Here is a 24,877-nt window from a genome sequence, read left to right as displayed (position 1 = left end):
AAGGCTTTTCGGTAACAAACTGGACGTCTGGATCTCATTATCCGGTATGGAATCCCCGGAATAGTATTTCCATGGTGCAGAATGTACGCATGCGTATCGTGGTCGCCGGGACATCGGGGTTCCTCGGCAAGTATCTGGTCTCCAAGCTGAACGACGACGGCCACGAGGTGGTCCGCCTGGTGCGCAGGGAAGCTCTGAAACCGGACGAAATCCGCTGGGACCCTTACGGTTCGAACTTCGACAGCGGCATCGTCGCGGGCGCGGGCGCGGTGATCAACCTGTGCGGGGCCACCGTCGCGGGCAAGCGCTGGTCGCCCGCCTACAAGGAGGAGATCCGCGACAGTCGCATCGTGCCGACCGAGGTGCTCTCGCGCGCGGTGGCCGAGACCGGCGTCCCCGTCCTGCTCAACGCCTCGGCCGCGGGTTGGTACGGCGACAGCGGTGATCGGGACGTCGACGAGTTCGCGCCGAACGGACCCGACTTCCTCGGCACCATGTGCCGGGATTGGGAGGCCGCCACCGAAGCCGCCTCCACCGCGGGCGTCCGGGTGGTGAAGCTGCGCACCGCGAACGTGCTCTCCACGGACTCCATGCTGGTCGAGCGGCTGCGCCCGCTGTTCCGCCTCGGGCTGGGCGGCAAGTTCGGCACCGGCCGCCAGTACCTGCCGTGGATCACCCTGCACGACTGGCTCGCCGCGGTGGACTGGCTGCTGACCTTCTCGGTCTCGGGCCCGGTCAACCTCTCCGCACCGGAGACCGTCACCAATGCCGAGTTCACCACCGCTTTCGCCACGGCGCTGAACCGGCGGTCCCGGCTGACGCTGCCGGGCGCGGTGCTGAAGCTGATCGGCGGCGAGGGCGGCGCCGAGATGCTGCATGGGCACAGGATGGTGCCGAAGGTGCTGGTGGGCAACGGTTTCGAGTTCACGCACGGCACCCTGGACCAGGCCATGAAGTACACCTTCGCCACGCGCTGAGCCCGCGTCAGGCGGCGCTGAGCACCGCCCGGTCGCCCAGCGGCGCCGTCAGCGGGATCTCCATCGTGCCGAACACCGCGATCATCACGCACATCTTCCCGACCGCGTCGGGGCGGGTGCCGCCGCGCAATTCCACCGTGACCGTCGTGTCGGTCTCGGTGGTCACCGCGTCCACGCCGTAACACTCCGGCGCACCGGTCTGGAAGTTGACGGCGATCCTGTCGTCGGCGACGCGGGCCCACGACAGGAACGGGATCGGGTGCGCGCCGACGATCGTCGGATCGGGCGTGAACGGCTGGCCTTGCGCCTGCGCGACCTCGCTCGGCGTGCTGGGCGCGGACGTGGTCGCGCCGGGGGAGGTGTTCTGTTGTGCGCCATCGTCATCCGAGCCGCCGCAGCCCGCGACGGCGAGACCGAGCAGCAGTGCGGCGGCGAGGGAGATGCGTCGGCGATTCATGCCGACCACCCTAGGGGACGATGTCCCGGAGGTCACACAGTGAACATTCCGCCAACCCTGCGCGTAATCCGTGTGCCCGCATCGGGCGGACTGTAGATTCGGCGTCGGTGCGCGCCAGTGGCTTTCGGCGCGCACCGCTGTCGAAAGCTCTGCACAGTGATCTTCGAAAGGAACAACGTGGGCGACACGCTGCGCGTAGGCGAAGAACTGGGACTCGGCCAGTCCCTGACCGGCGGTGCGTACACCCTGACCCTGCAATCGGACGGCAATCTGGTGCTGTCCGAACCGGATGGAAATGTCGTGTGGGCCACCCAGACTCACGACCAGGGCGTGGAGCGAGCGGTTCTACAGCACGACGGCAACTTCGTGCTCTACAAGGGCGAGGGCGCCGCCTGGTCGACCGAGACCAACGACCAGGACGCGGACCGGCTGGTCGTGCAGGCCGATCGCAACGTGGTGCTGTACGGCGCCGACGGCAGCGCGCTGTGGGCGTCGGGCACCGACACCGACACCCCGCTGCCCGCACCGGAGCCGGAGCAGGAGCAGGAACAACCCGCGGTGGCCGCGGTCGCCGAGGAGGTGCCCCCGCCGCCCGCGCCGGAGCTGCGCACCTACACCGTGGAGCCGGGCGACACGCTGTGGGCCATCGCCGAGCGCTTCTACGGCGACGGCAACCGCTACCAGGAGATCGCCGACGCCAGCGGCATCCCGAACCCGGATGCGATCAACCCCGGCCAGGTGCTGACCATCCCGTAAGCGGCACACCGCGTACACGGTCGAAAACGACGTGGGCCCCCGGGACTAGCTCTCGGGGGCCCACGTCTTTCGCGTGAATGGTCTGAGGGCGCTTGCGCGCCTTTGTCTTTCGCTCGCGGTCAGTACCGCATGGCGTAGGAGACCTTGCGCCACAGCGACTTCTTGCGCTGGGCTTCCTTGAAGCGGTCGTCCTCCTCCAGCACCGCGGTCGCGTTCGTCACCCGGCGTTGGGCCTCGGCGATCGCCTCGTCGACCGGCATCACGGTCTCCAGGTCGAACAGCTCGATGATCCGGGAGACCCGCTCGTGCACGGTCCCGCCCACCACTTCGTAGGGCAGCCCGACGTCCTTGACCACCTGCAGCAGGGTGTCGTCGGAGAGCTTGCGGAACGGTTCGGACACCGGGCGGTGGCCGTCGGTCTTCATCGGAAACTCTACCGGCAGATGCACATAGGCGTCGTAGAGCCGGGCGGCCCTTTCCTTGACGACGTCGCCGATGATGTCGGTGTACTCCCGCAGCGGCGCCTTGCGCCCGATGCCGGCGGCGGCCTTCACGGTGCGCAGCAGCAGCCCGGCGCCGGGATTGATGCCGACCGCCATCCGAGCGGTGCCGTACACCCATTCGTGCACCACGGAACCGTCGGAAATGAAGGAGCCCTCGCCGGATTCGTTGTGCACCCGTTCCTCGAAACGGCGCAGCCCGAGTTGCAGCAGCTCGATGGAGTTCAGCTCCATCACCGTCTTGCCGGGAGCCAGATCGATCAGGAGCTCACGGGAGGTGAGCGCGTGCGTGCGCGGAATGCCGGTGGCGATCGAGAGCGTCTCGGTCGTCGTGCTCTTGCCGACGCCGTAGGTGCCGGAGATGGCCAACTTCAGGCTGTCGCGGCGCTGTCCGCCTACTAGGTACACGGTCCTTCTCCGATCGATCGGTGGACGACACGCTCAGTGGTCGTCACGCAGCACTTCCCAGCCCCGTGCGGCGGCGACCCGCTCCAGCGCGGGGTCGACCGGGACGACGGCCGGGTGGCCGACCGTTTCCAGCACGGGAACGTCGCTGAGATGGTCGCCGAAGCCGAAATCGCCCGCCAGATCGTGCTCGGGATATCTGGCCGCGAACGCCTCGACCTCGGCGCGCTTGGCCGCGCCGATGAGGGACTTGCGCACCGCCCCGGTGTACACGCCGTAGCGTTCTTCCAGCTCGGTGCACAGCACGCCCGCGCAGTCCAGTTCCCGCTCGATGGGTCGCAGACAGGCGTGGAAGGAGCCGGACACCAGCACCGTCTCCACGCCTTGCTTGCGCAGTTCGCGCAGGCGGCGCACCACGGGCTCGCGGTAGAGCCCGTCGGCCCGCACCCGCTCGTGCCAGGCGCGCGCGGCATCCTCGACCTCGCGGACCGGGACGTCGGCCCAGAGCAGGTAGTAGCTCCGGTTCAGCGTTTCCCGGTCCGCTCCGGTCGCGGCCAGGCGTTGCATCCGCGTCTGATGCATGGCCAGCACCTCCGCACGCCCCGTGCCTTCGAAGAAGTACAGCGCGAAGTGCTGCAGCGTGCTGATGCGCAGCAAGGTGTGGTCTACATCGGTGAACGCGAAGCGCGGCCTGGTCGCCAGCACGGTCAGGCCACCGGCGCGGGCTCGGTGGCGCCTTCGGTGGGCACGCCGGGGGTGGCCAGCGCGGCCTCGTCCAGATCGCGGCTGCGCAGCGTGAAGAAGGCGATCGCGCCGGAGATCGCCGCGAGTACGGCGGCGAGCACCATGGCGTTCTCCAAGCCGCTGACGAACGCGGATTCCGCTGCGGCGCGGACCGATTCGGCGACCGACTCGGGCACTTGGGCCGCGACGAGGGCGGGGCCGCCCGCCGCCACCGCGTCGCCCGCCTCGGCGGCCTTGTCGGCGAAGACCGTGCGCGCGGTCTCGGACTCGGTGAAGGCGCTACCGACCCGGTTCTGGAAGAACGCGCCGACCGCGGCGATGCCGATCGCCAGACCGGCCTGCTGGAAGGTCTCGTTCACACCCGAGGCCATGCCCGCCTTGTCCGGGGTCGTCACCGCGATGGAGAACGCGGCGCGCGGCGGGTTGAACACGCCCATGCCGAGGCCGATCAGCACCATGCCGGGGATCAGCGCGGTCCACGAGGAGCCGGGCTCGACGAGCAGCACCGCGAACAGACCTGCGGCGATGAGCAGCTGCGAGGCGCCGACCAGGATCGCGGGCGGCAGCTTGGCGACCATGCTGCCCGCGATCGCGGCGGCGACGAACAGCAGCAGCGTCAGCGGCAGGAAGCGGACGCCGCTGGCGAAGGCCGAGTAGCCGAGCAGGTTCTGCACGTAAGAGATGAGCAGGAACAGACCGGGCATCACCGAGAGCGCGCACAGCGCGGTCACCACGGACAGACCGTTGAAGGTGCGGTTGCGGAACAGGGTGAGGTCGAACATCGCGTGGGTCGGCCGGGAGATCTGCAGCCAGGTGAAGACGACGAGCAGCACCAGCGCGAGCACGAAGCAGCCGATGATCCGGGCGCTGGTCCAGCCGTCCTGCTCGCCACGCATGAAGCCGAGCACCAGGAAGAACAGGCCGGCGGAGAAGGTCACCATGCCCGGCCAGTCCACGGGCGGCGGGGTGTCGCTGCGGGATTCGCGCATCTTCAGGTAGCCGACGGCGAGTGCGGCGATGGTCACCGGCACGTTGATCAGGAAGATCCAGCGCCAGCCCGCGGTTTCGGTGAGCCCGCCGCCGATCAGCGGGCCGAACGCGATCGCCAGACCCGCGACGCCGCCGAACACGCCGAAGGCCATGCCGCGGTCCTTACCGCGGAACTCGTGGCCGAGCAGCGCCGGGCCGACCGCGAAGAGGATCGCACCGCCGAGACCCTGCACGAGGCGGGCGACGATCAGCACGAAATCGTTCGGCGCGAGTCCGCACGCCAGCGACGACAGCACGAAGATCACCAGGCCCGCGTCGAAGACCTTCTTGCGGCCGATGCGGTCGGCCAGCGAGCCCGCCGCGAGCAGCACCGCGGCGAGGCCGAGGGCGTAGGCGTCGAGGATCCACTGCAGCGCGGAGAAGCTGGAATCGAAGGCCGCCCTGATGTCGGGTAGCGCGACGTTGACGACGGTGAGGTCGAGCATCAGCATGAACGTGGCCAGTGCGACGACGACCAGGGTCCAGATCGCACTGTCCGATCGCTGTGGTGTCTTGGTCAAGGCGCCTGCGGATGCCATGGGTATTCCCCTCCAGGTGGTATGCGGCGACGGCTGTTGTTTACGCGGCTTGCAACGCTGCGGAGACCGCGTCGGGCACCGGCATCAGCTGCGGTAGCTGATACATGCCGGCCACCCGGGTGACGATTTCTTCGATGGACCCCCCGATCACCAGATACGGGACGGTCCCTTCATACAGGGTGTCGAGCAGGAGTCGATCGATGGTGGTGCGGTATCGGTCATCGCCTTCGGTGGCCGATTTGCGGTCCATCTTGAGATGGACGAACCCGTCGTAGGTGACGTTGGCCCGCCGCGTCACGATCCCGCCGTGCGCCAGCAGGTACCGCTTCTCGAAGATGCGATAGGGCAGGTCGCGCGGGTTCCACAGCCAATGCCGGAGCCTGCGGGTCCGCCGCAGCGCCTCGGCCGCCACCCATTCCTGGAGCACCGAACCGTCGGAGACGAAACCCGAGGTGAGCCGAGCTTCGGAATCCACGCGCTGTTCGAAGCCGCGCACCGCGGCGTCGACCGTCGGCGCCAGCCTGCGGTCGGCCCCCGGGGTGGCCAGGTGGGTGGAGATGGCCGCGTAGTCCAGGCCGGTGGCCAGCGCGAGTGCGGTACAAACGGTGGTCTTACCCGTTCGCGGTGCGCCGGTCACGGCCAGTCGTAGCGCGGGTGCATCCTTCATCGGGCGTCCTTGTATTGCGGGTGCCCGCACTCTCGCGTATCCCCTTGTGGGCAAGCGGAATACGCGAACGCGGAATGCGGTTTCACCGGGTTCATCGAAAATCTAGTAATCAAGTGATAACTTGTCAACATGAGGCCCAGACTGAGCGCGGCCGAGCGCCGCGAGATGATTCTCGAGGCCGCGGGGCGGGCGTTCTCGCGGGGTGGCTACGCGGGCACGAGCACCGACGTCGTCGCGCTGGAGGCCGGGGTGTCGCAGCCGTACGTGGTGCGCATGTTCGGCACCAAGGCCGACCTGTTCCAGGAGGTCTTCGACCGGGCCGTCACCGCCCTGCTCACCGCGTTCACCGCCGAACTGGAGGATCCGGAGGTGGCCGCCTCGCCCGAGGTCTGGGATCGGCTGGGCGGGGTGTATACCCGGCTGGTCGAGGATCGGGACGTGCTGGTGGTTCTGTTGCAGGGGTTCAGCGCGGCCGCCGGTCATCCGCAGATCGCCGCCGCCGCACGGCGTTTCGTCTCCGCGTTGTACACCCTGCTGGTCGAGCGCACGGGTTGCGGTCCCGAGCGGGCACGGGAATTCATCGCCAACGGCATGCTGCTCAACGCGCTGCTGGCGATGAACGCCACCGAACACGCCGACGACCCCGCGCTGGCCGCGCTCGCGCAATGCGCGCTCGGCCAGGACTGCGGGCTCGACGACGTTCCGTGACCAGGGCATGCCTAGTCGGGCAGCTGGTGGGCCAGCAGGCAGAACCCGGTGACGCCCTGGAACTCCTTGATCAGTAGATCCGCGCTGCGCCAGCGCTGGCCGCCGCGGTCGATGGTCGAGGTGCGGCGGATCTCCACGGTGCCGTCGAAGGGTTCGGCGGCGGAGCGGCGCGGCCCCTCGGTGACGAACTCGAGCTTGCGCATCCACAGGGTGTTGCTGCTGCTCCGGTCCAGTCCGTCCATCTCGTAGAGCAGGATCTGGGAGAGCTGCGCCGCGCCGACGATGGCGTCGATCGGCGAGACCGAGTTCCAGTAGACCGATTCGGCGCCGACGTAACCGCCCTCGACGCCGGTGTTCACCCGCTGCCTGCCGGTGATACGGGAGGCGGACTCGTCGACGGTCAGGTCCGTCGCGGTCAGGGTATGGTCCTTCACGCCGTTCAGGTAGAAGTGCGGCGCCGGTCCGTAGATGTCGCTGAGCTGCGCGATGTGGTCGACGCCCGGCACGTCGAGCGTGCCGGAACCGGCCGGATGCACCATGGTCAGCGTGCCGGTCAGATTGCCGACCCGGAATTTGAAGGCGGTCTCGATCTCGTCGGCGTCGTCCGCGGCGGTGGTGGTGGTGACCTCCGCTTCGACCGGGATGCGCTCGAGGTCCTCGTGCGGTGCTGCGCCCGCGCGCACGGCGGCCTGGCGCACCCACATCCGTGAGGATTCGGCGGGGCTGAGATCGCGAGCGTGGGTGATCGCGGCGTCGCATAGGGATGCGGCTAGCATGACCGTGTCGACGCTGCTGACGTGCGGCACGAGCTCGCGGTGCTTCTTGGTCGACCATGCGGCCGGGTAGCTCAGCCGCGCGGTACCGGAGTGCTTGGCGCCGAGCTGGGTGGATCGGCGGATCTGGAGATCGGTCAGTTCCGGGCTGACCTTTTTGTAACCCTCACCGAAGTATCGATCGGACCGGGGTCCGAGGGGCTCGTCGTAGCTGGAAAAAGAAACGGTCATGGCAGAGCAACTTTCGAAGAGCGATCGCGAAATTCGGTTTCAGGCAACCTGGGGCAGGTCGAAAACCTGTCCCGCATACGACAGGCCGGCGCCGAAAGAAACCTGCAGAGCAAGTTGTCCCGGCTTTGCCCGGCCCGAAGACACCAGGTCATCGATCGCCAACGGAAGAGCGGCGGCGGAAGTGTTTCCGGCCCGTCGGATGTCGTCTGCGATCACTACCGATTCGTCCTGCCAGCCGAGTTTGCGAACAACCCCGTCGATGATTCGCAAATTCGCCTGATGCGGGATGAATACCTCGACGTCGGCGAGCGTGATGCCACCGGCGTGTGCGATGTCGGAAACTATCTTGGGCACCGCGCCGGTCGCCCAGCGGAATACTTCGGTGCCTTCCATGTGCAGGAAGGGCGTGGCCGTCGTGGTCGGTGCGGCGCGCAACTCCTCCCAGCTCGGTTCCTGCCTGATCAGGCGGGACTGGGTGCCGTCGCTGCCCCACACGGTGCGCCTGATGTGCCCGGATTCGGTGCGGCCGACGATCGCGGCGCCCGCGCCGTCGCCGAAGATGGGAGCCACCGACCGATTGCTGGGATCGATGACGTGGCTGAGCTTTTCGGAGCCGATGACCAAAATGTTGTCGGCCTGGCCCGCATTGACGAGCGCGGCGGCCTGGCCGATGCCGTGCGCGTAGCCGGAGCAGCCCGCCGAAATGTCGAAGGCGGCGGGTCCGGCACAGCCGAGTTCGGCGGCGACGATGGCCGCGGCGGCCGGAGTCTGGTTGAGATGGGTCGAGGTCGCGAGCATCACGACGTCGATCTGGCTAGCGGACATTGCGGCGGCGTCGAGCGCTTTTTGAGCGGCCGATGCGGCCATCGAAATTACTGTTTCGTGATCCCCCGCGAATCTACGTTCGGTAATTCCGGTCCGCGAAGATATCCACTCTTCGTCGACACCCAATTCTGGGGCCAGGTCGGAATTGGAAACAATTCGATCGGGCCGGTATGATCCGATCATTAAAACTCCGGCAGGTAATGCCGTCATACTTCCCACCCCCGAGAGGTGAACGCGTCAATTCTGTATGAATGAATGTATCACTCGGCCAGATTTCGCGAGTGAGATCACATTGCTATAACGCCTGTATAACAGGCACCTGTGACGAAGGTCACGTTTTTTCATAGACTATTGACATGGCTCGATTACCGGCCATCGCCCGGCCCGTTGCCGAGCGCTTGCCATTAATTAACTACTTATTGGTAATCGAGTGATTTACCCTCGATGAAGTGATCGGCGTGCGAGTTGAGGCCCGTTGATGCCGGTTCGCTCGATCGATAACTGTGGATTGTCCGTCGTGTGGCCTCGGGGGGCTCGTCGGACCACGACCGGCGGATACGACAACGGCGGGGGCCCGGGTGCGTCACACACCCGAGCCCCCGCCGTCGAGGCTGGAAGGGCTCGCGCTACCGGCTGGTGAACGGCAGCAGGGCCATCTCGCGGGCGTTCTTCACCGCGACGGCGACCTGGCGCTGCTGCTGCGGGGTGAGCCCGGTGACACGCCTGCTGCGGATCTTGCCGCGATCGGAGATGAACGTGCGCAGCAGGTTCACGTCCTTGTAGTCCACCGTTTCGATCCCCGCGGCGATCAGCGGGTTCTTCTTGGGGCGGCGGGCCTGTTCCGCGCGGACCTTCTTCGACGGTGCTCGCTTGACTGCCATATCAGGGATTCCTTCTACGGGATCGGTGGTTCTTACCAGCTCGATTTGTGCACACCGGGAAGCTCTCCCCGGTGGGCCATCTCGCGCACACGCACACGGGAGAGACCGAACTTCCGGAGGTGGCCGCGCGGACGTCCGTCCGCAGCGTCCCGGTTGCGTAATCGTACCGGACTGGCATCGCGGGGCAGTCGCTGCAGTGCCGCCTGCGCGGCGGCCCGGTCGGCCTCCGATGTGGCCGGTCCGCGGACGAGTTCCTTCAGCTCGGCGCGGCGGGCGGCGTACCGGGCGACGACGGCTTTGCGCTGCTCGTTGCGGGCGATCTTCGACTTCTTCGCCACGTCAGCGCTCCTCGCGGAAGTCGACGTGCTTGCGCACCACCGGGTCGTACTTCTTCAGCACCATGCGGTCCGGATCGTTGCGCCGGTTCTTGCGGGTGACGTAGGTGTAGCCGGTGCCCGCCGTGGACTTCAGCTTGACGATCGGCCGGATGTCGGTGGATTTCGAGGCCATGGCAGCTCCTCAGATCTTCTCGCCGCGCGCCCGGATGCGAGCGACGACCGCCTCGATCCCGTCCCGGTCGATGGTCTTGATGCCCTTGGTCGAGACGTTCAGCGTGATGCGGCGGTCCTCGCTGGGCAGGTAGTAGGTCTTGCGCTGGATGTTGGGGTTCCAGCGGCGGCTGGTCCGCTTGTGTGAGTGCGACACGGACTTGCCGAATCCGGGCTTGCGCCCGGTGATCTGGCAGTGGGCCGACATGGGGCTTCCTCCATTCGGGGATGGCGGCCGGCGGAGCCGGCGGGGCAGATCGGGGAAGTTGACAATCATTTTCGACAACGGCTGCTCGACACTGTAGCGTTGGGCAACGGCAAATGAAAATCGTTATCGAAAGGGGTTTCGGTGGTAGTGCCTGATCCCGCCCTGCTCCCACCCGGGCCAGACGGCCGGACGCCGGTGGTGCTGGTCGCCGGCCTGCCGGGACGCGCCGCGGCGGGCGTGGACCGTGTCGCCGCCGCGCTGCTCGGCGGGGACGGCGTCGTGGTCGTGCGCCACGAGCTGAGCGAGCTGCGCGAGGGCATCGTGCGCCGCACGGTCGGCACCGCGACGGACACCAGGACCACCGTGCTCGAACTGGCGCACGGCTGCGTCTCCTGCACGCTGCGCGCCGATCTGCTTCCGCTGCTGTGCACGCTGGCCGCGCGAGAATCGGTGCGGCGCATCGTGCTCGCGCTCGATCCGGCCTTCGAGGCCGAGGCGGTGTGCCGCGCCATCGACGATGTCGTGGTGACCGGGGTCGTCGGCCGGGTGGACGGACCCGCCGGGCGGGACGTGCGCGTCGAGGCGGTGCTGGCCTGCCTGGACAGCACGCAGTGGCTGGCCGACGCCACCGGTGACGAGACCCTCGCCGAGCGTGGCCTCGCCGCCGCGGACGACGACCGCACCGTCGCGCAGCTTGCCGTCGGCCAGGTCGACTTCGCCGACGCGGTGGTGGCCATCGGCCCCGCGCTCGACGCCATGGAACAGGCCAGGCTCGCCGCCGTGCTGACCCGCCTGGTTCCGGACGCGCCCGTCGCCTGGATCGACGACCTGGACGTCCTCGCCGCCGCGGACGTCGCCGCCTTGCTCGGGCGAATCCCGGCAGGGGCGCGCCGTGGGCGGACCTTGGACGCGCACGCGCCGCTGCTGCGCGGGCAGCCGCCGCTGGTGGCCGAGCACGGCGTCACCCTCATCGAGTTCGCGGCGAGCAGGCCCTTTCACCCCGGCAGGTTGCACGACGCCCTCGACGTGCTTTTCGAGGGCGTGGTGACGGCGCGCGGCAGGATCTGGCTGGCCACCCAGCCCGACGAGGTGGTGTGGCTGGAGTCCGCGGGCGGCGGGCTGCGCGTCGGCGGCGCGGGCCGCTGGCTGGCCGCGATGGGCGAGGACGACGTGGCGCGGGCGGATCCGGACCGGCGGGCGCTCGCGGCGTTGCGCTGGGACGACCGCTTCGGTGACCGGGACGTCTCGCTGGTGATCCTCGCGCACGACGCCGATCCCGCCGAGATCCGCCAAGCGCTGCACTGGGCGCTGGTCGAGGACGACGAGCTGCGGCTGGTCGAGCGGGCGCCCGAGCGGGTCGCGCTGTGGGACGACCCCTTCGGCGACTGGCATGCCGACCCGTGCGAGGACGGGCTGGTCGACGAGATCGCGCAGACCGAGAGTCGGAGAGGAGAAGGAAAGTGAAGACAGGTATTCACCCGGACTATCACCCGGTGGTGTTCGAGGACTCGAGCACCGGCAAGCGGTTCCTCACCAGGTCCACCGCCACCAGCGCGCGGACCGTCGAGTGGGCGGACGGCAAGGCGTACCCGCTGCTTGTGGTCGACGTGACCGCCGACTCGCACCCGTTCTGGACCGGCGCGCACCGCGTGCTGGACACCCAGGGCCGGGTCGAGAAGTTCGAGCGCAAGTACGGCAGGCGCGTGCGCGCCGGACGGGAGGCCTGAGATGGCGGTGCCCAAGCGGAGGATGTCGCGGTCCAACACCCGCAGCCGTCGCGCCCAGTGGAAGGCGACACCACCGGCTCTGGTGCCGGTGACCGTCGGCGGCGTGGTCCATCAGGTGCCGCGCAGGCTGGTGCAGGCCGTGCGCCGCGGACTGGTCGACCTGGATCGGCTCTGAACGTGCGCCGTCGCCGACGGCGAGCGAGACAAACGCGTCGGGCCCTGCGGTGTGATCCGCCGGGCCCGACGCGTTGTCGTGTTGCCGCCGAGGCGAACTCAGCCTTCCTTGCCCGCCAGGTCGGCGAGCGCCGCGGCCAACCGGAAGTACTTGTTGGTGCCGAGGTCGGCGATGGTCTTGATCTTCAGCGCCTCGAGCACCTTGTCGTGCTCCGGGGTGAGGCCGGCCAGGGCCGAGGGCGGAGCGGACATGATCTCCGCGAGCGACTTGTTCTCGTAGGCCTTGTCGAGCGACTTGTCGAGCACCACATTGACGGTCATGCGAACTCCTTCGAGTCGAACCTGATGTGCCGCGATCGAACGCAGGCCCGACCGCGTCGTGCCTGGCGACCATAGCCAGCACCACGCTCCGGCGGGTGCGGAACGCGCCGCCCGTTCGCCGGAGTCGCGGCAGAACCCGGTGGTGTCGCGATCGTTATGCGGCGGCAACCGTCTGGCTACCAATGTGGCGTGCATCACATGGCGTTATTTCCGAATTATCGCGTGCGACAAGGTAACTGAGCCGTGGAATACATACTTGGAGTTGGTTTTTCGGGGTATTAAAAGTCTCCGTGCAGTGATGATTTCGTGCTCACACACCGGTACCCTCATCCGAGAGGGCGGGTTCTTCCGGTTCTTGGAAGAACCCGCTCATCGCCAATTTCGGCCATTCCCTCTCGTAAACCGTTCTCGCCGAGGATGTTCGGCGAGCTAGAGTTTGCCGTTTCGTGCGACCGGCTCCGCGTCCGAATGTCCCGGCAATCCAGGCAAATCCGGCAGCAGCGACTCCAGTCGCGCCAGCTGCGCGCCGATCAATTCCGCCGGGCCCTCGATCAAGGAGAACGGCCACGGCCAGCGATGCTCGTCCAGCCGCCGCACCTCCTCCACCAGATCGGCGGTCGTGGCCTCCAGTTCACTGATCTCCGTGCGCAATTCGCCGACCTGGGTGTGCAGCGCCGCGTTGTCGCCCTGCAGCTCGTCGATACGGCGTTGCATCTCCTCGATGCGGCTCAGCGCCGCGGCGAGCCCGTCGACCAGCGTCAGGTGCTTGCCGTCGGCGTCGGTGCCCAGCTGCGGCCACCCGGCGAGGCCGGGGCCGCGCAACTGGGTCTGGATGTCGCGCAGCACCGCATCCTGCTCCGGCGTCATGTCCGGTTCCTCCTGTACGAAATCCCATTGGCCGAAATCCACTGTCTCGGCCACGTTCACATCGCAGAGCACGTCGTTGACCCGGACCTGACGCAGTGTCTGGTGAATGTTGCGCCGGGTCTCCACGTTGCCGCCCGACCACGCGTCCGTCTGCCAGACCCACATCGCGCTGCCGGCGTCCAGCGCCCGGCTCACCGACCAATACCCGCCGTAGATCCCGACATTCGCGCCGCCGAGCACTGTCGCCGCCCCGTCCAGATACGCGTTGATCGACACCTGGTCCTGCGGGGTGGCGTCGAAATCCGCCGAGAAGTAGATGGGCCGGTCGGAACGGCCGCCACAGCGCAGCACTTGCGCGAGGCCCGCCCGCGCGTCCACGAGGCCCGCGTTGTAGCCGTCCAGCATGCGCGCCGCGGTGGTCTCCCAGTTGGAGACGATGGAAATACCGTGCGCCCGAAGATCATCGGCCTCGGCGGGCGTCAGCAGCTTGCCGGGCAGGCTCGGGCCGCCCGGCGTCAGATAGCGCACCACGAAGTCGAAACCGGCCGCCCGGATGGCGGCGCCCCCCGGACGTCCACCGGAATAGTCCAGGCCGAACCGCATGTGTCCCACTGTAAGACGTCGGCGGCGCGGTTGGCCGGGGTTCAGTGCATCAGCTCGGGCTGCCGAGACGGCAGCGCGGCAGGCGTCCGCCGGTCCGGAGCGACCAGCACAGCGGTGATCGGCACGGCCAGCGACAGCATGCCGATGACGAACATCGGAACCAGGAAGGAGAACAAGTCCTCACCGGCCGGAAGGGCGGCGCGCGGGTCGATCCGCACCTCCAGGCCGGCCATCCGCAGATAGTGCATCCCGACGACAGCGCACCCGAACAGCGCGGAGGCGCCGATCACCGCGGACGTCGGCCACGAGCGGAGCACGAACCACAGTGTGGCGAGCGAGATCACGATGCCGAGCGCGCCCGCCGCGAGCACCTGCCACAGCCCGAACTCGAGCTCGCCGCGCACCTGCACGGCGCTCATCCCCAGGGCCAGCATCAGGCTCGTGCCGAGGCCCATCAGCAGACCGCCGCCGAGCAGGCGGGGCAGCTGCAGCGTCCGCCCGGCGAGCACCAGCCCGCCGAAGACCGCGAGCACGGCGAGCACCGCCGCTCCCGTGAGCCGGGCGACGTCGTAGCGGATCATGGTGTCGCCCGAGGGCGTGACACCGAGCATCGTCACGAAAATCGCCAGCCAGGTACCGATTCCGCCGATCGAGACCGCGGCCGAGGCCAGCCAGACCATGCGGAACTTGGACGTCACCGATTTGGTCGACTGACGGATGCAGATCATTCCGATCAGCGCGCCCGCCATGGCCACCAGGATCGACAGGCCCAGCACCCAATAACCCATGGAGAAGTAGGACAAAACAGCGACCCTTACACCTGTCCGACGGGCTGCTCGTGCTGCTGTGCGGCGAGCCGCTGGATCGCGTATTCGGTGACCGCGGCGAGGGATTGGCGCACTTCCATGGCGTTGCGCGCGTCGATGTCGACGATCGGAACCCCGGACCGCACCGAGAGCGCCTCGCGCAGCTCGCCCACCGGGAACCGCGGGGCATCCGGAAAACGGTTGACCGCCACCAGGAATGGCAGGCCGCGCGCCTCGAAGAAGTCGACGGCCGCGAAGCTGTCCTCGATGCGGCGGGTGTCGACGAGCACCACCGCGCCGATCGCGCCGCGAATCAAGTCGTCCCACATGAACCAGAACCGGCGCTGGCCCGGCGTGCCGAACAGGTACAGCGTCAGGTTCCCCGGCAGCACGATGCGGCCGAAATCCATGGCGACCGTGGTGGTCTCCTTGCCCGGCGTGGCGGCAAGGTCGTCGATGCCGTCGGAGAAGCCGGTCACCATCGCCTCGGTGCGCAGCGGGACGATCTCCGACACCGCGCCGACGAAGGTGGTCTTGCCAGCGCCGAAACCCCCTGCGACAACGATTTTCGTCGACGCGGTGCGATTGTCCATGGGTGCCGAACCGTACGGCTGGGAGTTATAGGGCGCGGAGTCCACGCAAAGTCCTCTCCATCAAAGACCGGCGCTCGTCGTAGCTCGCCTGGTCGCTCAGGGTCCAATGCACGCGTAGCGTCCCGGCGACGACGAGATCGCCGATCACGACCCGGACCAGTCCGAGCGGCCGTTGTAGCTGGGCCGATATCTCGGCCACCGAGAGGCGTGCGGTGCCGAGCCGCACGATATCGGTGCGGATATCGCCGACCGGCCATTCGAAATGGGCAGTGTAGGAGATGGTCTCGATGACCGCCTCCAGGGGAAGGTCGACCGCGGGTTCGGTACGCCCCGAGGTCAGGGCATAGGGACGAACGCGGGTGGGTGGTGTGCCCGGCCCCCCGCCGGATGGGGTAGACATCGCACGCTCTATACGGCCGTCCGGGCGGTGGCCTGGACCACCGAACCGACACGATCGACGAGCAGCGCCATCTCATAACCGATCCGGCCGATGTCGTGCGTCTTGTTGGCGAGCACAGCCAAGTGCGATCCGTTGCCGACGGTCATCACAAGCAGGTAGCCGCGCTGCATGTCGACGATCGACTGCATCACCTTGCCGCCGTTGAACAACTGCGCGGCGCCTGCGGACAGGCTCGCCAGACCCGCGGTGACCGCCGCCAGCTGCTCGGCGCGGTCCGAGGGCAGGTGCGGGCTGGTCGCCTGCAGCAGGCCGTCGGCCGACACCAGCACCGCGTGGGTGACACCCGGCACGTCCCGCGTGAAGCGGGTGACCAGCCAGTTCAGATTCTCGTCTGTGGTGTTGCCTGGTTTGTCGGTCATGCAAGCCCTCCGTCGTTGTACTGGGCGTCGGCCCGCCCGCTGCGGACCCCGCTGAGATGCCTGGTCAAGCTATTGCGGATCTCGTCAGGATTCCGCGTGTTGGATTCGTTGGCCGGCGCCAGACCGCCCGGGACCAGCTGCGCTCCCGGCTGCCGGATGGGCAGGCCGCCGGAGGTGCGGCCGGAGTTGGTCGGGTTGCTCGCCTCCGCGGCGGCGGCCCAGCCGACGTCGGCGGGGGAAGTCCAACTGTTGCCGTCGTCCTCGGCATTGGCCGAAGCGGGTTCGACCAACCACTCCGAGACCATGCGCTGGTAGATGGGCGTCGGGGACTCCGGGTTCACCGGTCGCAGCCCGGTGACCGTGGCCTGCGCGGCGTTCGCGAGCGCCGCGGGCTCGGGCACCTCGTAGGTGGCCGTCTCGGCCCACACATCGACGTGCACGGGTTCCTCGGGCGCGGGCGCGGGCACCGGTGCGGGCGCGGGCAGCGCGAGCGGCTCCACGGAGCGGGGCGCGCCGTTCTCGTTGCGCATCCGCATCGGCAGCGGGCCGCCGCGACCCGGATCGGTGGTCTCGGCATCGATCACCGGCGTCGCGCGATCGGCCGGAGTGGCCACCCGGATCGCCGGGCGGCGCTGCGGCAGGCCGGTGCCGCTCATCTCGAACGACGAGGTGTGCTCGGGCAGCGCCAGGCTCGGCACCGGCACCAGCATCCGCGGCGGCGCCACGGTGGGTTCGGGCGAACTCTCCTGCGGCATCGGCGCGGTGAGCTGCGGAGCCTTGTCGCTGATCGGCACCGGCGAGACCAGGGTGCCCGGCAGGTGCACGCTCGCCGTGATACCGGGCTGCTGTGCCATCGCCGAGGTGCGGCGCAGGTTGACCGTGATGTTGTGCCGCTTGGCGAGTCGGCCGACCACGAAAAGACCCATGCGGCGTGCGGTTTCGACGGTGACCTCACCACCGGAGGCGAGGTGCTCGTTGACCGTCTGCAGGTCCTCGGCCGACATGCCGAGACCGCGGTCGATGATCTCGATCAGGTAGCCGCCGTCCACCGCGCGCGCAACCGAGACCGCCACCGGGGTGGTGGGCGGCGAGTAGCGCAGCGCGTTGTCGATGAGCTCGGCCAGCAGGTGCTCGACGTCGACGGCGGGCTCACCGGGCACGATGCCGTCGGGCGCGCTGCCGATCTCGACGCGCTGGTAGTCCTCGACCTGGGAGACCGCGCTCCACAGCATGTCCGACAGCGGCACCGGCGGCAGGTGGCCGCGGCGCAGCGCGGTGCCCGCGAGCACCAGCAGGTTGTCGCCGTTGCGGCGCATGCGGGTGGCGAGGTGGTCGAGGCGGAACAGGCTCTGCAGGCGCTCGGAGTCGTCCTCGTCGTGCTCGAGCTCCTCGATCAGCGTCAGCTGCTGCTCGACGAGCGACTGGCTGCGGCGCGAGAGGGTCTCGAACATGCTGCCGATCTGGAGGCGCAGACGCGCCTGCTCGGCGGCGAGATGGAGCGCGGCGTTGTGGATGTCGTCGACGGCGCGGGCCAGCTGGCCGATCTCCTCGGTGGTGTGCACGTCGACGCGGGTCGGCTCCGGCGTGGCGTTGCCGGAACGCACGACCTCGAGCTCGTTGGGCAGGTCGACGTGCGCGACCTGGAGTGCGCCGTGCCGCAGGCGGCGAATCGGGACGACGAGCGAGCGGGCGACCGCGAGCGCGAGGGCGAGACCGGCCAGCAGTGTCGCGACCACGATCGCGATATCGCGCAACACGATGCCGCGGACTTCGGCGGTCCGGTCGGCCAGTCGCGCGTCGATGGTGTCGACCAGGTTCAGGGTGGTCTGGTCGTAGGCGGTGGCACTGGTGCGCAGCGAATCGATGACCGGCTGGCTGCCCGCTGGGTCGCCCAGGTTCTGGCTGAAGGCGCCGAGCCGGACGTTCACCGCGTCGATCAGCACGCTGGCGTTGAGCGCCGAAGACGGCTGCAGCTGGGCGAACTGGCTCAGCAACACCAGCTCACCACCCGCGGTGATCAAGACGGTGGGGCGTACGGCCGGGTTGCGGTCCGCGCCGGGCGAACCGATCAGCAGGTACTGCTGGGTGTGCAGCCTGCGCGCGTTGGTGGTCACACCGAGCTGCAGGAAGTACCGCTGAATGGTGATCTCTTCCAGCGACGTCGAACGCGCGATCGCGTTGCCGATGCGGGCTGCGACCTCGTCGGCCTGCTGGCCGATCGCCACCGGCGAGCTGTTGCGCAGGCCGTTGCGCATCGCGCGGCCCGCGGTGAGCGCCGCGTCGAGCTCGTTGACGACGTCGGCCGGCGCGCCCGTCGAACGTAGCGAGGTCTGGAGATCCGCGGCCGCCTGGTCGAACCGGCCCGCGATGCGGTCCAGGTCGGCGTCGGTGGTGTGGTCCTCCCACGTGGTCGCCGTGGTGACGGCGAGTTGTTCGGTGGCCGAGGCGAAACCGAGCATCGGCCGGATGATCCTGGCCTGGTCGGTCGCCGCGTCGAGGTCGCCGATCGTGTTCAACTCGTCGTTGATTCGCAAAACCGCGAACGTCGAGGCGAGCACCACCGGCAGCAGTAGCACGATCCCGACCTTGCGGGTGACGGACCAGTTCGACAGCCTGAATTGCCGGGAACGCGGTGCTGCATCCATCCGCTTCCGTCGCCTCCACTCCGCGCGGTTTCCCCGGATGGCTAGTGGCTGTTTCACATAAGTATGGGACCAACCCGCTGATGAACCAACTCGAGGTCTTGTTTTTACCGCTGGGAACATACCGTGCTGGCTGTGTAACGGCAATCTGGGGCACTCGACTTGATATTCCTCTAATATGGCTGAGCAGAACAAGTTTCGGTACTGAAGTGAGACTCGCGACGACCGGAATCCGCGCGCGCCGATGAAAGCCCCAGGTCATCGGTGGTGCTCTGGCGTGTCGTCCCTCCAGCGCTGTTCGCGGCGTGTCGGGCATCCCCTCTCAGTTGGCTCTCAGTCGATGCGGTCAAACTGGTGGCATGCGCATTCTGGTAGTCGACGACGATCGCGCCGTCCGGGAATCGCTGCGTCGGTCGCTGACCTTCAACGGCTACTCGGTCGATCTCGCGGTGGATGGTGTGGACGCCCTGGAGAAAGCCACCGTCCAACGTCCGGACGCACTCGTGCTGGACGTGATGATGCCGAGATTGGACGGGCTCGAAGTTTGCCGACGGCTGCGCAGCACCGGTGATGATCTTCCGATTCTGGTTTTGACGGCCCGCGATTCGGTTTCCGAAAGGGTTGCCGGACTCGATGCCGGAGCCGACGATTATCTGCCGAAGCCATTCGCTCTCGAGGAATTGCTCGCCCGGTTGCGCGCGCTGCTGCGGCGCCGCGCGCCCGAACAAGGCGACACCTCCGAAGCGATGCTCTTCGCGGACCTGTCCCTGGATCCGGTGACCCGCGAGGTCGCCCGCGGCGCCCGCTCGATCAGCCTGACCCGCACCGAGTTCTCGCTGCTGGAAATGCTGATGGCCAACCCGCGCCGCGTGCTCACCCGCAGCCGCATCCTCGAAGAGGTGTGGGGCTACGACTTCCCGACCTCGGGCAACGCGCTCGAGGTCTACATCGGCTACCTGCGCCGCAAGACCGAGGCCGAGGGCGAGCCGCGGCTCATCCACACCGTGCGCGGCGTCGGTTACGTGCTGCGCGAAACTCCGCCGTAGGTCGCGCGACAATGGCTCGAAGCGTTCCCCGGCGACCCGTCATCGCCACCCTGGGCCACCGCCCGCCCGACCCGAACGAGATGCGGCCGCCGATGCCGCTGACCCGCTCGGTGTCGCTGCGCTGGCGTGTCACCCTGCTGGCCGCCTCGGTGGTGGCCATCGCGGTCGCGTTCACGTCCATCGCCGCCTACGCGATGGTGGCGCGCGCGCTCTACGCGGACGTCGACGCGCAATTGCGGGCGCGTGCCTCGACGATGATCGACAACAACTTCGAGAGCATGGGCTTCCAGTCGATCATCCTGGCCGGCCTGTTCTCCAACGATGTCGGCGTCGCGTTGATCTTCGCCGACCACAAGCCATATATGCCGCCGCAGCAGACGATTCCGCCGGTGGGGGAGCAGGAGTTCGCCGTCGCCGACGGCACGCTGACCTCCTCGCTGCGCACGGTGAGCAATCAACGCGTGCTCGCGGTGCGCACGAACTCCGGTGCGACGCTGGTCATCTCGCAGCGACTCGAGCCGACCCGCGAGGTGCTCGACCGGCTCGCCTGGCTGCTGTTCGTGGTCGGCGGCTGCGGCGTGGTGCTCGCCGCGGCGGCGGGCACGGCGGTGGGCCGCACCGGGCTCAGACCCATCGCCAGGCTGACGGCCGCGACCGAACGCGTCGCACGCACCGACGACCTCACGCCCATCCCGGTCACCGGTGACGACGAATTGGCTCGGCTCACCGACAGTTTCAACACCATGCTGCGGGCGCTGGCCGAATCACGCGACCGCCAGCGGCGTCTGGTCGCAGACGCCGGGCACGAGCTGCGCACGCCGCTGACCTCGTTGCGCACCAACATGGAGTTGCTCATCGCCTCCAGCAGGCCGGGCGCGCCACGGATTCCCGAGGAGGACATGGCGGAGCTGCGCGAGGACGTGATGGCTCAGATCGAGGAACTGTCCACCCTCGTCGGTGATCTGGTCGACCTGGCGCGCGAGGACGCCCCCGAGACGGTCTACGAGCGGATCGATCTCGGCGAGGTGACCGAGCGGGCATTGGAGCGCGCCCGGCGCAGGCGCGGGTCCATCGAGTTCGTCGCCGAGCTGCGGCCGTGGTTCGTCTACGGCCACGAGGCCGGACTGGAGCGGGCGGTGCTGAACGTGCTCGACAACGCCGCCAAGTGGAGCCCCGCAGGCGCCCAGGTGCTGGTCACCATGCGCGAGACCGGACGGGGTCTGCTGGAACTCGCGGTGGACGACGCGGGCCCCGGCATCCCGTCGGACGAACGGGAGCTGGTGTTCGAGCGGTTCTACCGGACCACCGCGTCCCGATCGATGCCGGGATCGGGGCTCGGCCTGGCCATCGTCAAGCAGGTGGTGACCAAGCACGGCGGCACCATCACGATCGACACGTCCGACCGCGGGGGCGCGCAGATCCGTATCGTGTTACCGGGCGAGGGCGATGGCGAGGGCGATGGCCCCGCGACCGCTCAGGAGATCTCGGAGAACTGAAAGCACGGTCTCAGTCGGCTCTAAGCCGTCGTCGGCACGCTGGTCGGCAGACGTGAGGAGAAACGAGAAACCATGACGGAGGATTTCCAGGACCGCAACGTGGAGCTGGGGAAGGCGGATGCCTCCGGACCCCGGCCGACCGAGCAGTTCCCTGCCGCGGGCGCGGCCGAGCACGCGGCATGGGCCGCACCCGGCGCGGCGCACCAGACGCCCCACTATCAGTCGCAGCAGCATCCCGGTGATCACCATCGGACGCAGCCGTTCCCCGGCCCCGAATCGGGTCACGGATTCGGGGCTCCCGGCGGCCCGCCGCCGCCCCCGCACGCCGTGCCAGGCGCGGCCTTCGGCGCGCAGCCGCCGCAGCCGCCGCGACGTCCGTTCCGCACCGGTCTCGTCGCAGGCGCGGTGGCGCTCGCACTGGTCAGCGGCGGCGTCGGCGGTGCGGTCGGCGCACTGGTCACCCGATCCGACGACGGCAGGGCATCGGTGACCAATGCGCTGGACGCGCCGAAGCCCAATGTCAGCAACGCGTCCAACGCGCCGGCGGGCTCGACCCAGGCGGTGGCGCAGAAGGTGCTGCCGAGCGTCGTCATGATCAAGGTGGCGAGCAACCGCGCCCAGGGCGAGGGCTCCGGCGTCGTGCTCTCCTCCGACGGCCTGATCCTGACCAATAATCACGTGGCCTCCGGCGGTGGCGCGGGCGCCAAGATGGAGGTCATGTTCTCCGACGGGAGCAGCGCGCCCGCCACGCTGGTCGGCGCCGACCCGGTGTCGGATCTCGCGGTGATCAAGGTGCAGGGCAAGAACGACCTGACCCCGATCGAACTGGGCACCTCGTCGAATCTCCAGGTCGGCCAGCCGGTGGTCGCCATCGGCTCGCCGCTCGGCCTGGCGGGCACCGTCACCACCGGCATCGTCTCGGCGCTGAACCGGCCGGTGTCGACCAGCGGCGAGGGCGGCCAGAACCCCAACGCCCCGCAGCCGGTGATCGACGCGATCCAGACCGACGCCGCCATCAACCCCGGCAATTCGGGCGGCGCGCTGGTGGACGGCAGCGGCAAGCTGATCGGCATCAACACCGCGATCGCCAGCCTCGGCGTCGGCGAGATGGGCGGCCAGCAGAGCGGTTCGATCGGCCTCGGCTTCGCCATCCCGGTGGACCAGGCCCGCCGCGTGGCCGACCAGCTGATCAAGAGCGGCCACGCCACCTACGCCCAGATCGGCATCAAGCTGCGGCCGCAGGACAGCGCCGCACTGGTGCTGGAAGCGACACCGGACGGCCCGGCCGCCAAGGCGGGCATCCCGGCGGGCGTCGTCATCACCAAGCTGGACGACCGGTCCATCGACTCCGGCGAAGCCCTCATCGCCGCCGTTCGTTCGCACCAACCGGGAGACAAGGTGAAGGTCACCTACACCGACGAACAGGGCAACAATCCCAAGACGGTCGAGGTCACTCTCACCGGCGTGCCCGCGGACGGTGGCCGATGAGGCGGCTGAGTGACGCGGAATTGTCCAGCGCCGCCGCCGGGTTGCTCGGTACAGGCGCTACGGTGAGCACCATGGAAATCGATGCTCCTGTGGCGGGGCGTGCACTGGTGGTGGTCGTCGACGATCGAACGGCGCATGGAGGTGTGGACTCGCTCGGCCCGCTGGTCACCGAGCTGCTCACCGAGGCGGGTTTCCTCGTCGACGCGTCGGTGTCGGTGTCGGCCGATGAGGTGGAGATCCGCAACGCGCTGAACACGGCCGTGATCGGCGGCGTCGACCTGGTCATCTCGGTGGGCGGTACCGGGATGTCGCCGCGCGACGTGACGCCGGAGGCGACCTCCCAGGTGCTGGACCGGGAACTGCCCGGAATCAGCGAGGCGCTGCGCTCTTCCGGCCGGGTCGCCGGCTCGCTGGACGCCGGGCTCTCGCGCGGGCTGGCGGGCGTGTCGGGCAGCACCCTGGTGGTCAACCTGCCTGGCACCCGCGCCGCCATCCGCGACGGCATGGCAACCCTCTCGCCGCTCGCCAGCAAAGTGATCGGCGAACTGTCCGGATTGGCCGAATAATTCCGGCCGCCGACTCCTCCGACGTCCCTCGCTCCGCCGCGCGCCGGGCGAGGGACGCCGCGCGTCTGGCGCGGATCTTCGGCGACACCCTCCCGGACACCACCCGCGACGAACGCGGTGACGATCCGGCCGACCGTGGTACTGCCGACGACTGGTTGCGCTCCCAGGTTCCGCCGCATCACGGCTGAGCGCCTTTTCTACTATTTTAGTCCGTACTTCAGGACTATATTCCTGCGTTATCTCCTCACCGTTTTCTATTACGGACTGTGATCTGCGCTATTCATACGGCCCTGTCCCGTAAGTAGCGGTTGGCGTCGTTGCGACTCGTGTCGATCAGTTCAGGCGAATGCGCGACATTCCCGCCTGCATTTATGCACGTCAAGCGATATTGGCATGTCAGCACCAGTGATCTACATCACATTGTTCTTTACAATTCTTTACGTTGCCAGGCAGTTACCGACCGTTTAATCTTCGCCTCGAGCCACCCAAACGTAGGTCCCCCGCAGGCCCGGATACGGCACGTATGTTGTCGATCCGGCGGAACCCGGCTCGGTTCCATTTGCCAGTGAGGGCGTTGCGCCGAAATAACAGCCGGTTACATATCGGCAACAAAGGGGCGACAAACTGAGCTGGGCCTGAGTATGGACCACTGTCCAGCCTCGATGGTCGAGGTTGACTGTTTGAACCTGATGAGGGGAAGTATGAGCGAGAACCGCACCAACGGTCTGCGTCGCGGTGCCCGCGTCGCGGGCGTCGGCGCCGCCGCGGCCGTTGCCATGGGCCTGCTGTCGACCGGTGCTGCCAATGCCGACACCTTCGTGCCGTTGCCGGACGGTCAGAAGGTGGGTCCTGGCGTGACCCTGACCCGCACGGGTGAGCACGCCCTGATTTCGCCGTCCCTTGCCGCCAACGGCGCCGGTCGCGTCGTCTGGGTCTCGGGCAACGCCACCGCCGATGTCACCGTGACCCCCGAGGGTACGGTCGGCCCGAACAACGGCCCCGCGGGTGGCGCCGGCACCAACAACTCCTCGACCCACGGCGCTTCCCAGCTGAGCACCGGCTACATCGTCGGCTGCCAGGTCAGTATCGCCGACGACGCCATCTCCGCGGGCGTGTCGGGCGGCGTCAACCTCGACGGCTTCAGCCTGGGCGGCTCCATCGGCCTGAACCTCGGCCCTGGCGAAGTGAAGTTCGTTCAGATCGACTACAAGGACATCCTGAAGCCGGGCGTGTACTCGGTCGAGTACCAGGATGCCGAGATCGAGATCCAGGGCTGCGCGGGCTACGCCCAGGCGCGCGCCTACACCGTGGTCGAGATCATCGGTGACCACTACTCGAAGACCACCCTCTACGGGATGCCGTTCAGCATCGGCTGACGTCTGTCGAGTCCACCGCGGCGAGCGCGGACCGCGATCGATCGCACGAGCGATCGTCGCCGGTTCGAGGCCGCCGATCGAACAACGAACAATCTTCTCGCTGAA

General features: G+C 68.2%; 29 protein-coding genes. 11 read left to right on the top strand and 18 right to left on the bottom strand.

Features of this window, described 5'->3' with window-relative positions; all coding sequences use genetic code 11:
- Positions 1-89 precede the first annotated feature (89 nt).
- Entirely contained in the window at positions 90-977 is an 888-nt protein-coding gene (locus ACRWNM_RS08010) for a TIGR01777 family oxidoreductase (protein ID WP_431965041.1), read from the top strand.
- A 7-nt stretch (positions 978-984) separates the two neighbouring features.
- On the opposite strand, the gene ACRWNM_RS08005 is transcribed toward ACRWNM_RS08010, so the two are convergent.
- Positions 985-1,434, bottom strand: coding sequence for a hypothetical protein (locus tag ACRWNM_RS08005; protein ID WP_431965039.1), 450 nt, complete (start codon positions 1,432-1,434; stop codon positions 985-987).
- 177 nt (positions 1,435-1,611) lie between these two features.
- Between ACRWNM_RS08005 and ACRWNM_RS08000 the strand changes: the two genes are divergently transcribed.
- Positions 1,612-2,190 (top strand): LysM peptidoglycan-binding domain-containing protein, encoded by a 579-nt coding sequence (locus ACRWNM_RS08000; protein WP_431965397.1) that lies wholly within the window; start codon positions 1,612-1,614, stop codon positions 2,188-2,190.
- A gap of 119 nt (positions 2,191-2,309) precedes the next feature.
- On the opposite strand, the gene ACRWNM_RS07995 is transcribed toward ACRWNM_RS08000, so the two are convergent.
- The 4 genes from ACRWNM_RS07995 to ACRWNM_RS07980 are packed head-to-tail and all read right to left on the bottom strand — an operon-like array spanning position 2,310 to position 6,074.
- Positions 2,310-3,098, bottom strand: a complete 789-nt coding sequence (locus ACRWNM_RS07995) for an AAA family ATPase (RefSeq protein WP_431965037.1) — start codon at positions 3,096-3,098, stop codon at positions 2,310-2,312.
- A 33-nt stretch (positions 3,099-3,131) separates the two neighbouring features.
- Complete coding sequence (locus ACRWNM_RS07990; protein ID WP_431965035.1) at positions 3,132-3,800, bottom strand: HAD family hydrolase; 669 nt, start codon at positions 3,798-3,800, stop codon at positions 3,132-3,134.
- A gap of 2 nt (positions 3,801-3,802) precedes the next feature.
- A complete protein-coding gene (locus tag ACRWNM_RS07985) occupies positions 3,803-5,407 on the bottom strand; it encodes an MFS transporter (RefSeq protein ID WP_431965033.1) in 1,605 nt (534 codons plus the stop codon).
- A gap of 40 nt (positions 5,408-5,447) precedes the next feature.
- On the bottom strand, positions 5,448-6,074 hold the full coding sequence (locus ACRWNM_RS07980; protein ID WP_431965031.1) for a hypothetical protein: 627 nt from the start codon (positions 6,072-6,074) through the stop codon (positions 5,448-5,450).
- Between the two features lie 129 nt (positions 6,075-6,203).
- On the opposite strand from ACRWNM_RS07980, the gene ACRWNM_RS07975 reads away from it, so the two are divergent.
- Positions 6,204-6,782, top strand: a complete 579-nt coding sequence (locus tag ACRWNM_RS07975; protein WP_431965029.1) for a TetR/AcrR family transcriptional regulator — start codon at positions 6,204-6,206, stop codon at positions 6,780-6,782.
- 11 nt (positions 6,783-6,793) lie between these two features.
- On the opposite strand, the gene ACRWNM_RS07970 is transcribed toward ACRWNM_RS07975, so the two are convergent.
- From ACRWNM_RS07970 to rpmB, 6 genes are all read right to left on the bottom strand, one after another.
- A complete protein-coding gene (locus tag ACRWNM_RS07970; RefSeq protein WP_431965027.1) occupies positions 6,794-7,786 on the bottom strand; it encodes an AvrD family protein in 993 nt (330 codons plus the stop codon).
- Positions 7,787-7,825: 39 nt separating this feature from the next.
- Positions 7,826-8,794, bottom strand: a complete 969-nt coding sequence (locus ACRWNM_RS07965) for a beta-ketoacyl-ACP synthase 3 (protein ID WP_431965395.1) — start codon at positions 8,792-8,794, stop codon at positions 7,826-7,828.
- A 443-nt stretch (positions 8,795-9,237) separates the two neighbouring features.
- Positions 9,238-9,492, bottom strand: coding sequence for a 30S ribosomal protein S18 (gene rpsR / locus ACRWNM_RS07960; RefSeq protein ID WP_011211513.1), 255 nt, complete (start codon positions 9,490-9,492; stop codon positions 9,238-9,240).
- A gap of 32 nt (positions 9,493-9,524) precedes the next feature.
- Positions 9,525-9,830, bottom strand: a complete 306-nt coding sequence (gene rpsN, locus ACRWNM_RS07955; protein ID WP_431965025.1) for a 30S ribosomal protein S14 — start codon at positions 9,828-9,830, stop codon at positions 9,525-9,527.
- Position 9,831: 1 nt separating this feature from the next.
- The gene (gene rpmG / locus ACRWNM_RS07950; RefSeq protein WP_067784286.1) at positions 9,832-10,002 is read right to left on the bottom strand and encodes a 50S ribosomal protein L33; all 171 of its coding nucleotides are present in this window, start codon (positions 10,000-10,002) and stop codon (positions 9,832-9,834) included.
- Between the two features lie 9 nt (positions 10,003-10,011).
- Positions 10,012-10,248: a 50S ribosomal protein L28 gene (gene rpmB / locus ACRWNM_RS07945; RefSeq protein ID WP_431965022.1), complete on the bottom strand. Its 237-nt coding sequence runs from the start codon at positions 10,246-10,248 to the stop codon at positions 10,012-10,014.
- A gap of 141 nt (positions 10,249-10,389) precedes the next feature.
- On the opposite strand from rpmB, the gene mrf reads away from it, so the two are divergent.
- The 3 genes from mrf to rpmF are packed head-to-tail and all read left to right on the top strand — an operon-like array spanning position 10,390 to position 12,150.
- Positions 10,390-11,712, top strand: a complete 1,323-nt coding sequence (gene mrf, locus ACRWNM_RS07940) for a ribosome hibernation factor-recruiting GTPase MRF (RefSeq protein ID WP_431965020.1) — start codon at positions 10,390-10,392, stop codon at positions 11,710-11,712.
- Positions 11,709-11,975: a type B 50S ribosomal protein L31 gene (locus ACRWNM_RS07935; protein WP_431965018.1), complete on the top strand. Its 267-nt coding sequence runs from the start codon at positions 11,709-11,711 to the stop codon at positions 11,973-11,975. The genes mrf and ACRWNM_RS07935 overlap by 4 nt, the downstream gene beginning before the upstream one ends.
- A gap of 1 nt (position 11,976) precedes the next feature.
- Positions 11,977-12,150 carry a 50S ribosomal protein L32 gene (rpmF, locus tag ACRWNM_RS07930; protein WP_431965016.1) on the top strand — a complete coding sequence of 58 codons (174 nt, stop codon included), beginning with the start codon at positions 11,977-11,979 and terminating at the stop codon, positions 12,148-12,150.
- A 98-nt stretch (positions 12,151-12,248) separates the two neighbouring features.
- On the opposite strand, the gene ACRWNM_RS07925 is transcribed toward rpmF, so the two are convergent.
- The 7 genes from ACRWNM_RS07925 to ACRWNM_RS07895 all read right to left on the bottom strand — a co-directional run bounded on the left by ACRWNM_RS07925 (position 12,249) and on the right by ACRWNM_RS07895 (position 18,803).
- Positions 12,249-12,470, bottom strand: coding sequence for a hypothetical protein (locus ACRWNM_RS07925; RefSeq protein ID WP_431965014.1), 222 nt, complete (start codon positions 12,468-12,470; stop codon positions 12,249-12,251).
- Positions 12,471-12,899: 429 nt separating this feature from the next.
- Positions 12,900-13,940: a glycoside hydrolase domain-containing protein gene (locus ACRWNM_RS07920; RefSeq protein WP_431965012.1), complete on the bottom strand. Its 1,041-nt coding sequence runs from the start codon at positions 13,938-13,940 to the stop codon at positions 12,900-12,902.
- Positions 13,941-13,981: 41 nt separating this feature from the next.
- The gene (locus tag ACRWNM_RS07915) at positions 13,982-14,743 is read right to left on the bottom strand and encodes an MHYT domain-containing protein (protein ID WP_431965010.1); all 762 of its coding nucleotides are present in this window, start codon (positions 14,741-14,743) and stop codon (positions 13,982-13,984) included.
- 11 nt (positions 14,744-14,754) lie between these two features.
- The gene (locus tag ACRWNM_RS07910) at positions 14,755-15,339 is read right to left on the bottom strand and encodes a GTP-binding protein (protein ID WP_357452060.1); all 585 of its coding nucleotides are present in this window, start codon (positions 15,337-15,339) and stop codon (positions 14,755-14,757) included.
- 25 nt (positions 15,340-15,364) lie between these two features.
- Positions 15,365-15,739, bottom strand: coding sequence for a DUF742 domain-containing protein (locus ACRWNM_RS07905; RefSeq protein WP_357452063.1), 375 nt, complete (start codon positions 15,737-15,739; stop codon positions 15,365-15,367).
- An 8-nt stretch (positions 15,740-15,747) separates the two neighbouring features.
- Complete coding sequence (locus ACRWNM_RS07900; RefSeq protein ID WP_431965007.1) at positions 15,748-16,158, bottom strand: roadblock/LC7 domain-containing protein; 411 nt, start codon at positions 16,156-16,158, stop codon at positions 15,748-15,750.
- Positions 16,155-18,803 (bottom strand): HAMP domain-containing sensor histidine kinase, encoded by a 2,649-nt coding sequence (locus tag ACRWNM_RS07895; protein ID WP_431965005.1) that lies wholly within the window; start codon positions 18,801-18,803, stop codon positions 16,155-16,157. The genes ACRWNM_RS07900 and ACRWNM_RS07895 overlap by 4 nt, the downstream gene beginning before the upstream one ends.
- Positions 18,804-19,159: 356 nt before the next feature.
- Here ACRWNM_RS07895 and ACRWNM_RS07890 point away from each other — a divergent pair, with 356 nt between their 5' ends.
- From ACRWNM_RS07890 to ACRWNM_RS07870, 5 genes are all read left to right on the top strand, one after another.
- The gene (locus tag ACRWNM_RS07890) at positions 19,160-19,846 is read left to right on the top strand and encodes a response regulator transcription factor (protein ID WP_431965003.1); all 687 of its coding nucleotides are present in this window, start codon (positions 19,160-19,162) and stop codon (positions 19,844-19,846) included.
- 11 nt (positions 19,847-19,857) lie between these two features.
- Positions 19,858-21,342 carry an ATP-binding protein gene (locus tag ACRWNM_RS07885; protein WP_431965001.1) on the top strand — a complete coding sequence of 495 codons (1,485 nt, stop codon included), beginning with the start codon at positions 19,858-19,860 and terminating at the stop codon, positions 21,340-21,342.
- A 72-nt stretch (positions 21,343-21,414) separates the two neighbouring features.
- Entirely contained in the window at positions 21,415-22,830 is a 1,416-nt protein-coding gene (locus ACRWNM_RS07880) for a S1C family serine protease (RefSeq protein ID WP_431964999.1), read from the top strand.
- Complete coding sequence (locus ACRWNM_RS07875) at positions 22,827-23,396, top strand: MogA/MoaB family molybdenum cofactor biosynthesis protein (RefSeq protein ID WP_431964997.1); 570 nt, start codon at positions 22,827-22,829, stop codon at positions 23,394-23,396. Before ACRWNM_RS07880 ends, ACRWNM_RS07875 begins: the two co-directional genes overlap by 4 nt.
- A 701-nt stretch (positions 23,397-24,097) precedes the next feature.
- Complete coding sequence (locus tag ACRWNM_RS07870; RefSeq protein WP_431964995.1) at positions 24,098-24,772, top strand: MspA family porin; 675 nt, start codon at positions 24,098-24,100, stop codon at positions 24,770-24,772.
- Positions 24,773-24,877 lie beyond the last annotated feature (105 nt).

The organism is Nocardia sp. bgisy134, from assembly GCF_965341865.1.
Lineage (GTDB): Bacteria > Actinomycetota > Actinomycetes > Mycobacteriales > Mycobacteriaceae > Nocardia.
Note: the sequence above shows the minus strand (reverse complement) of the source record. Positions and strands in the feature narration are given on the sequence as shown.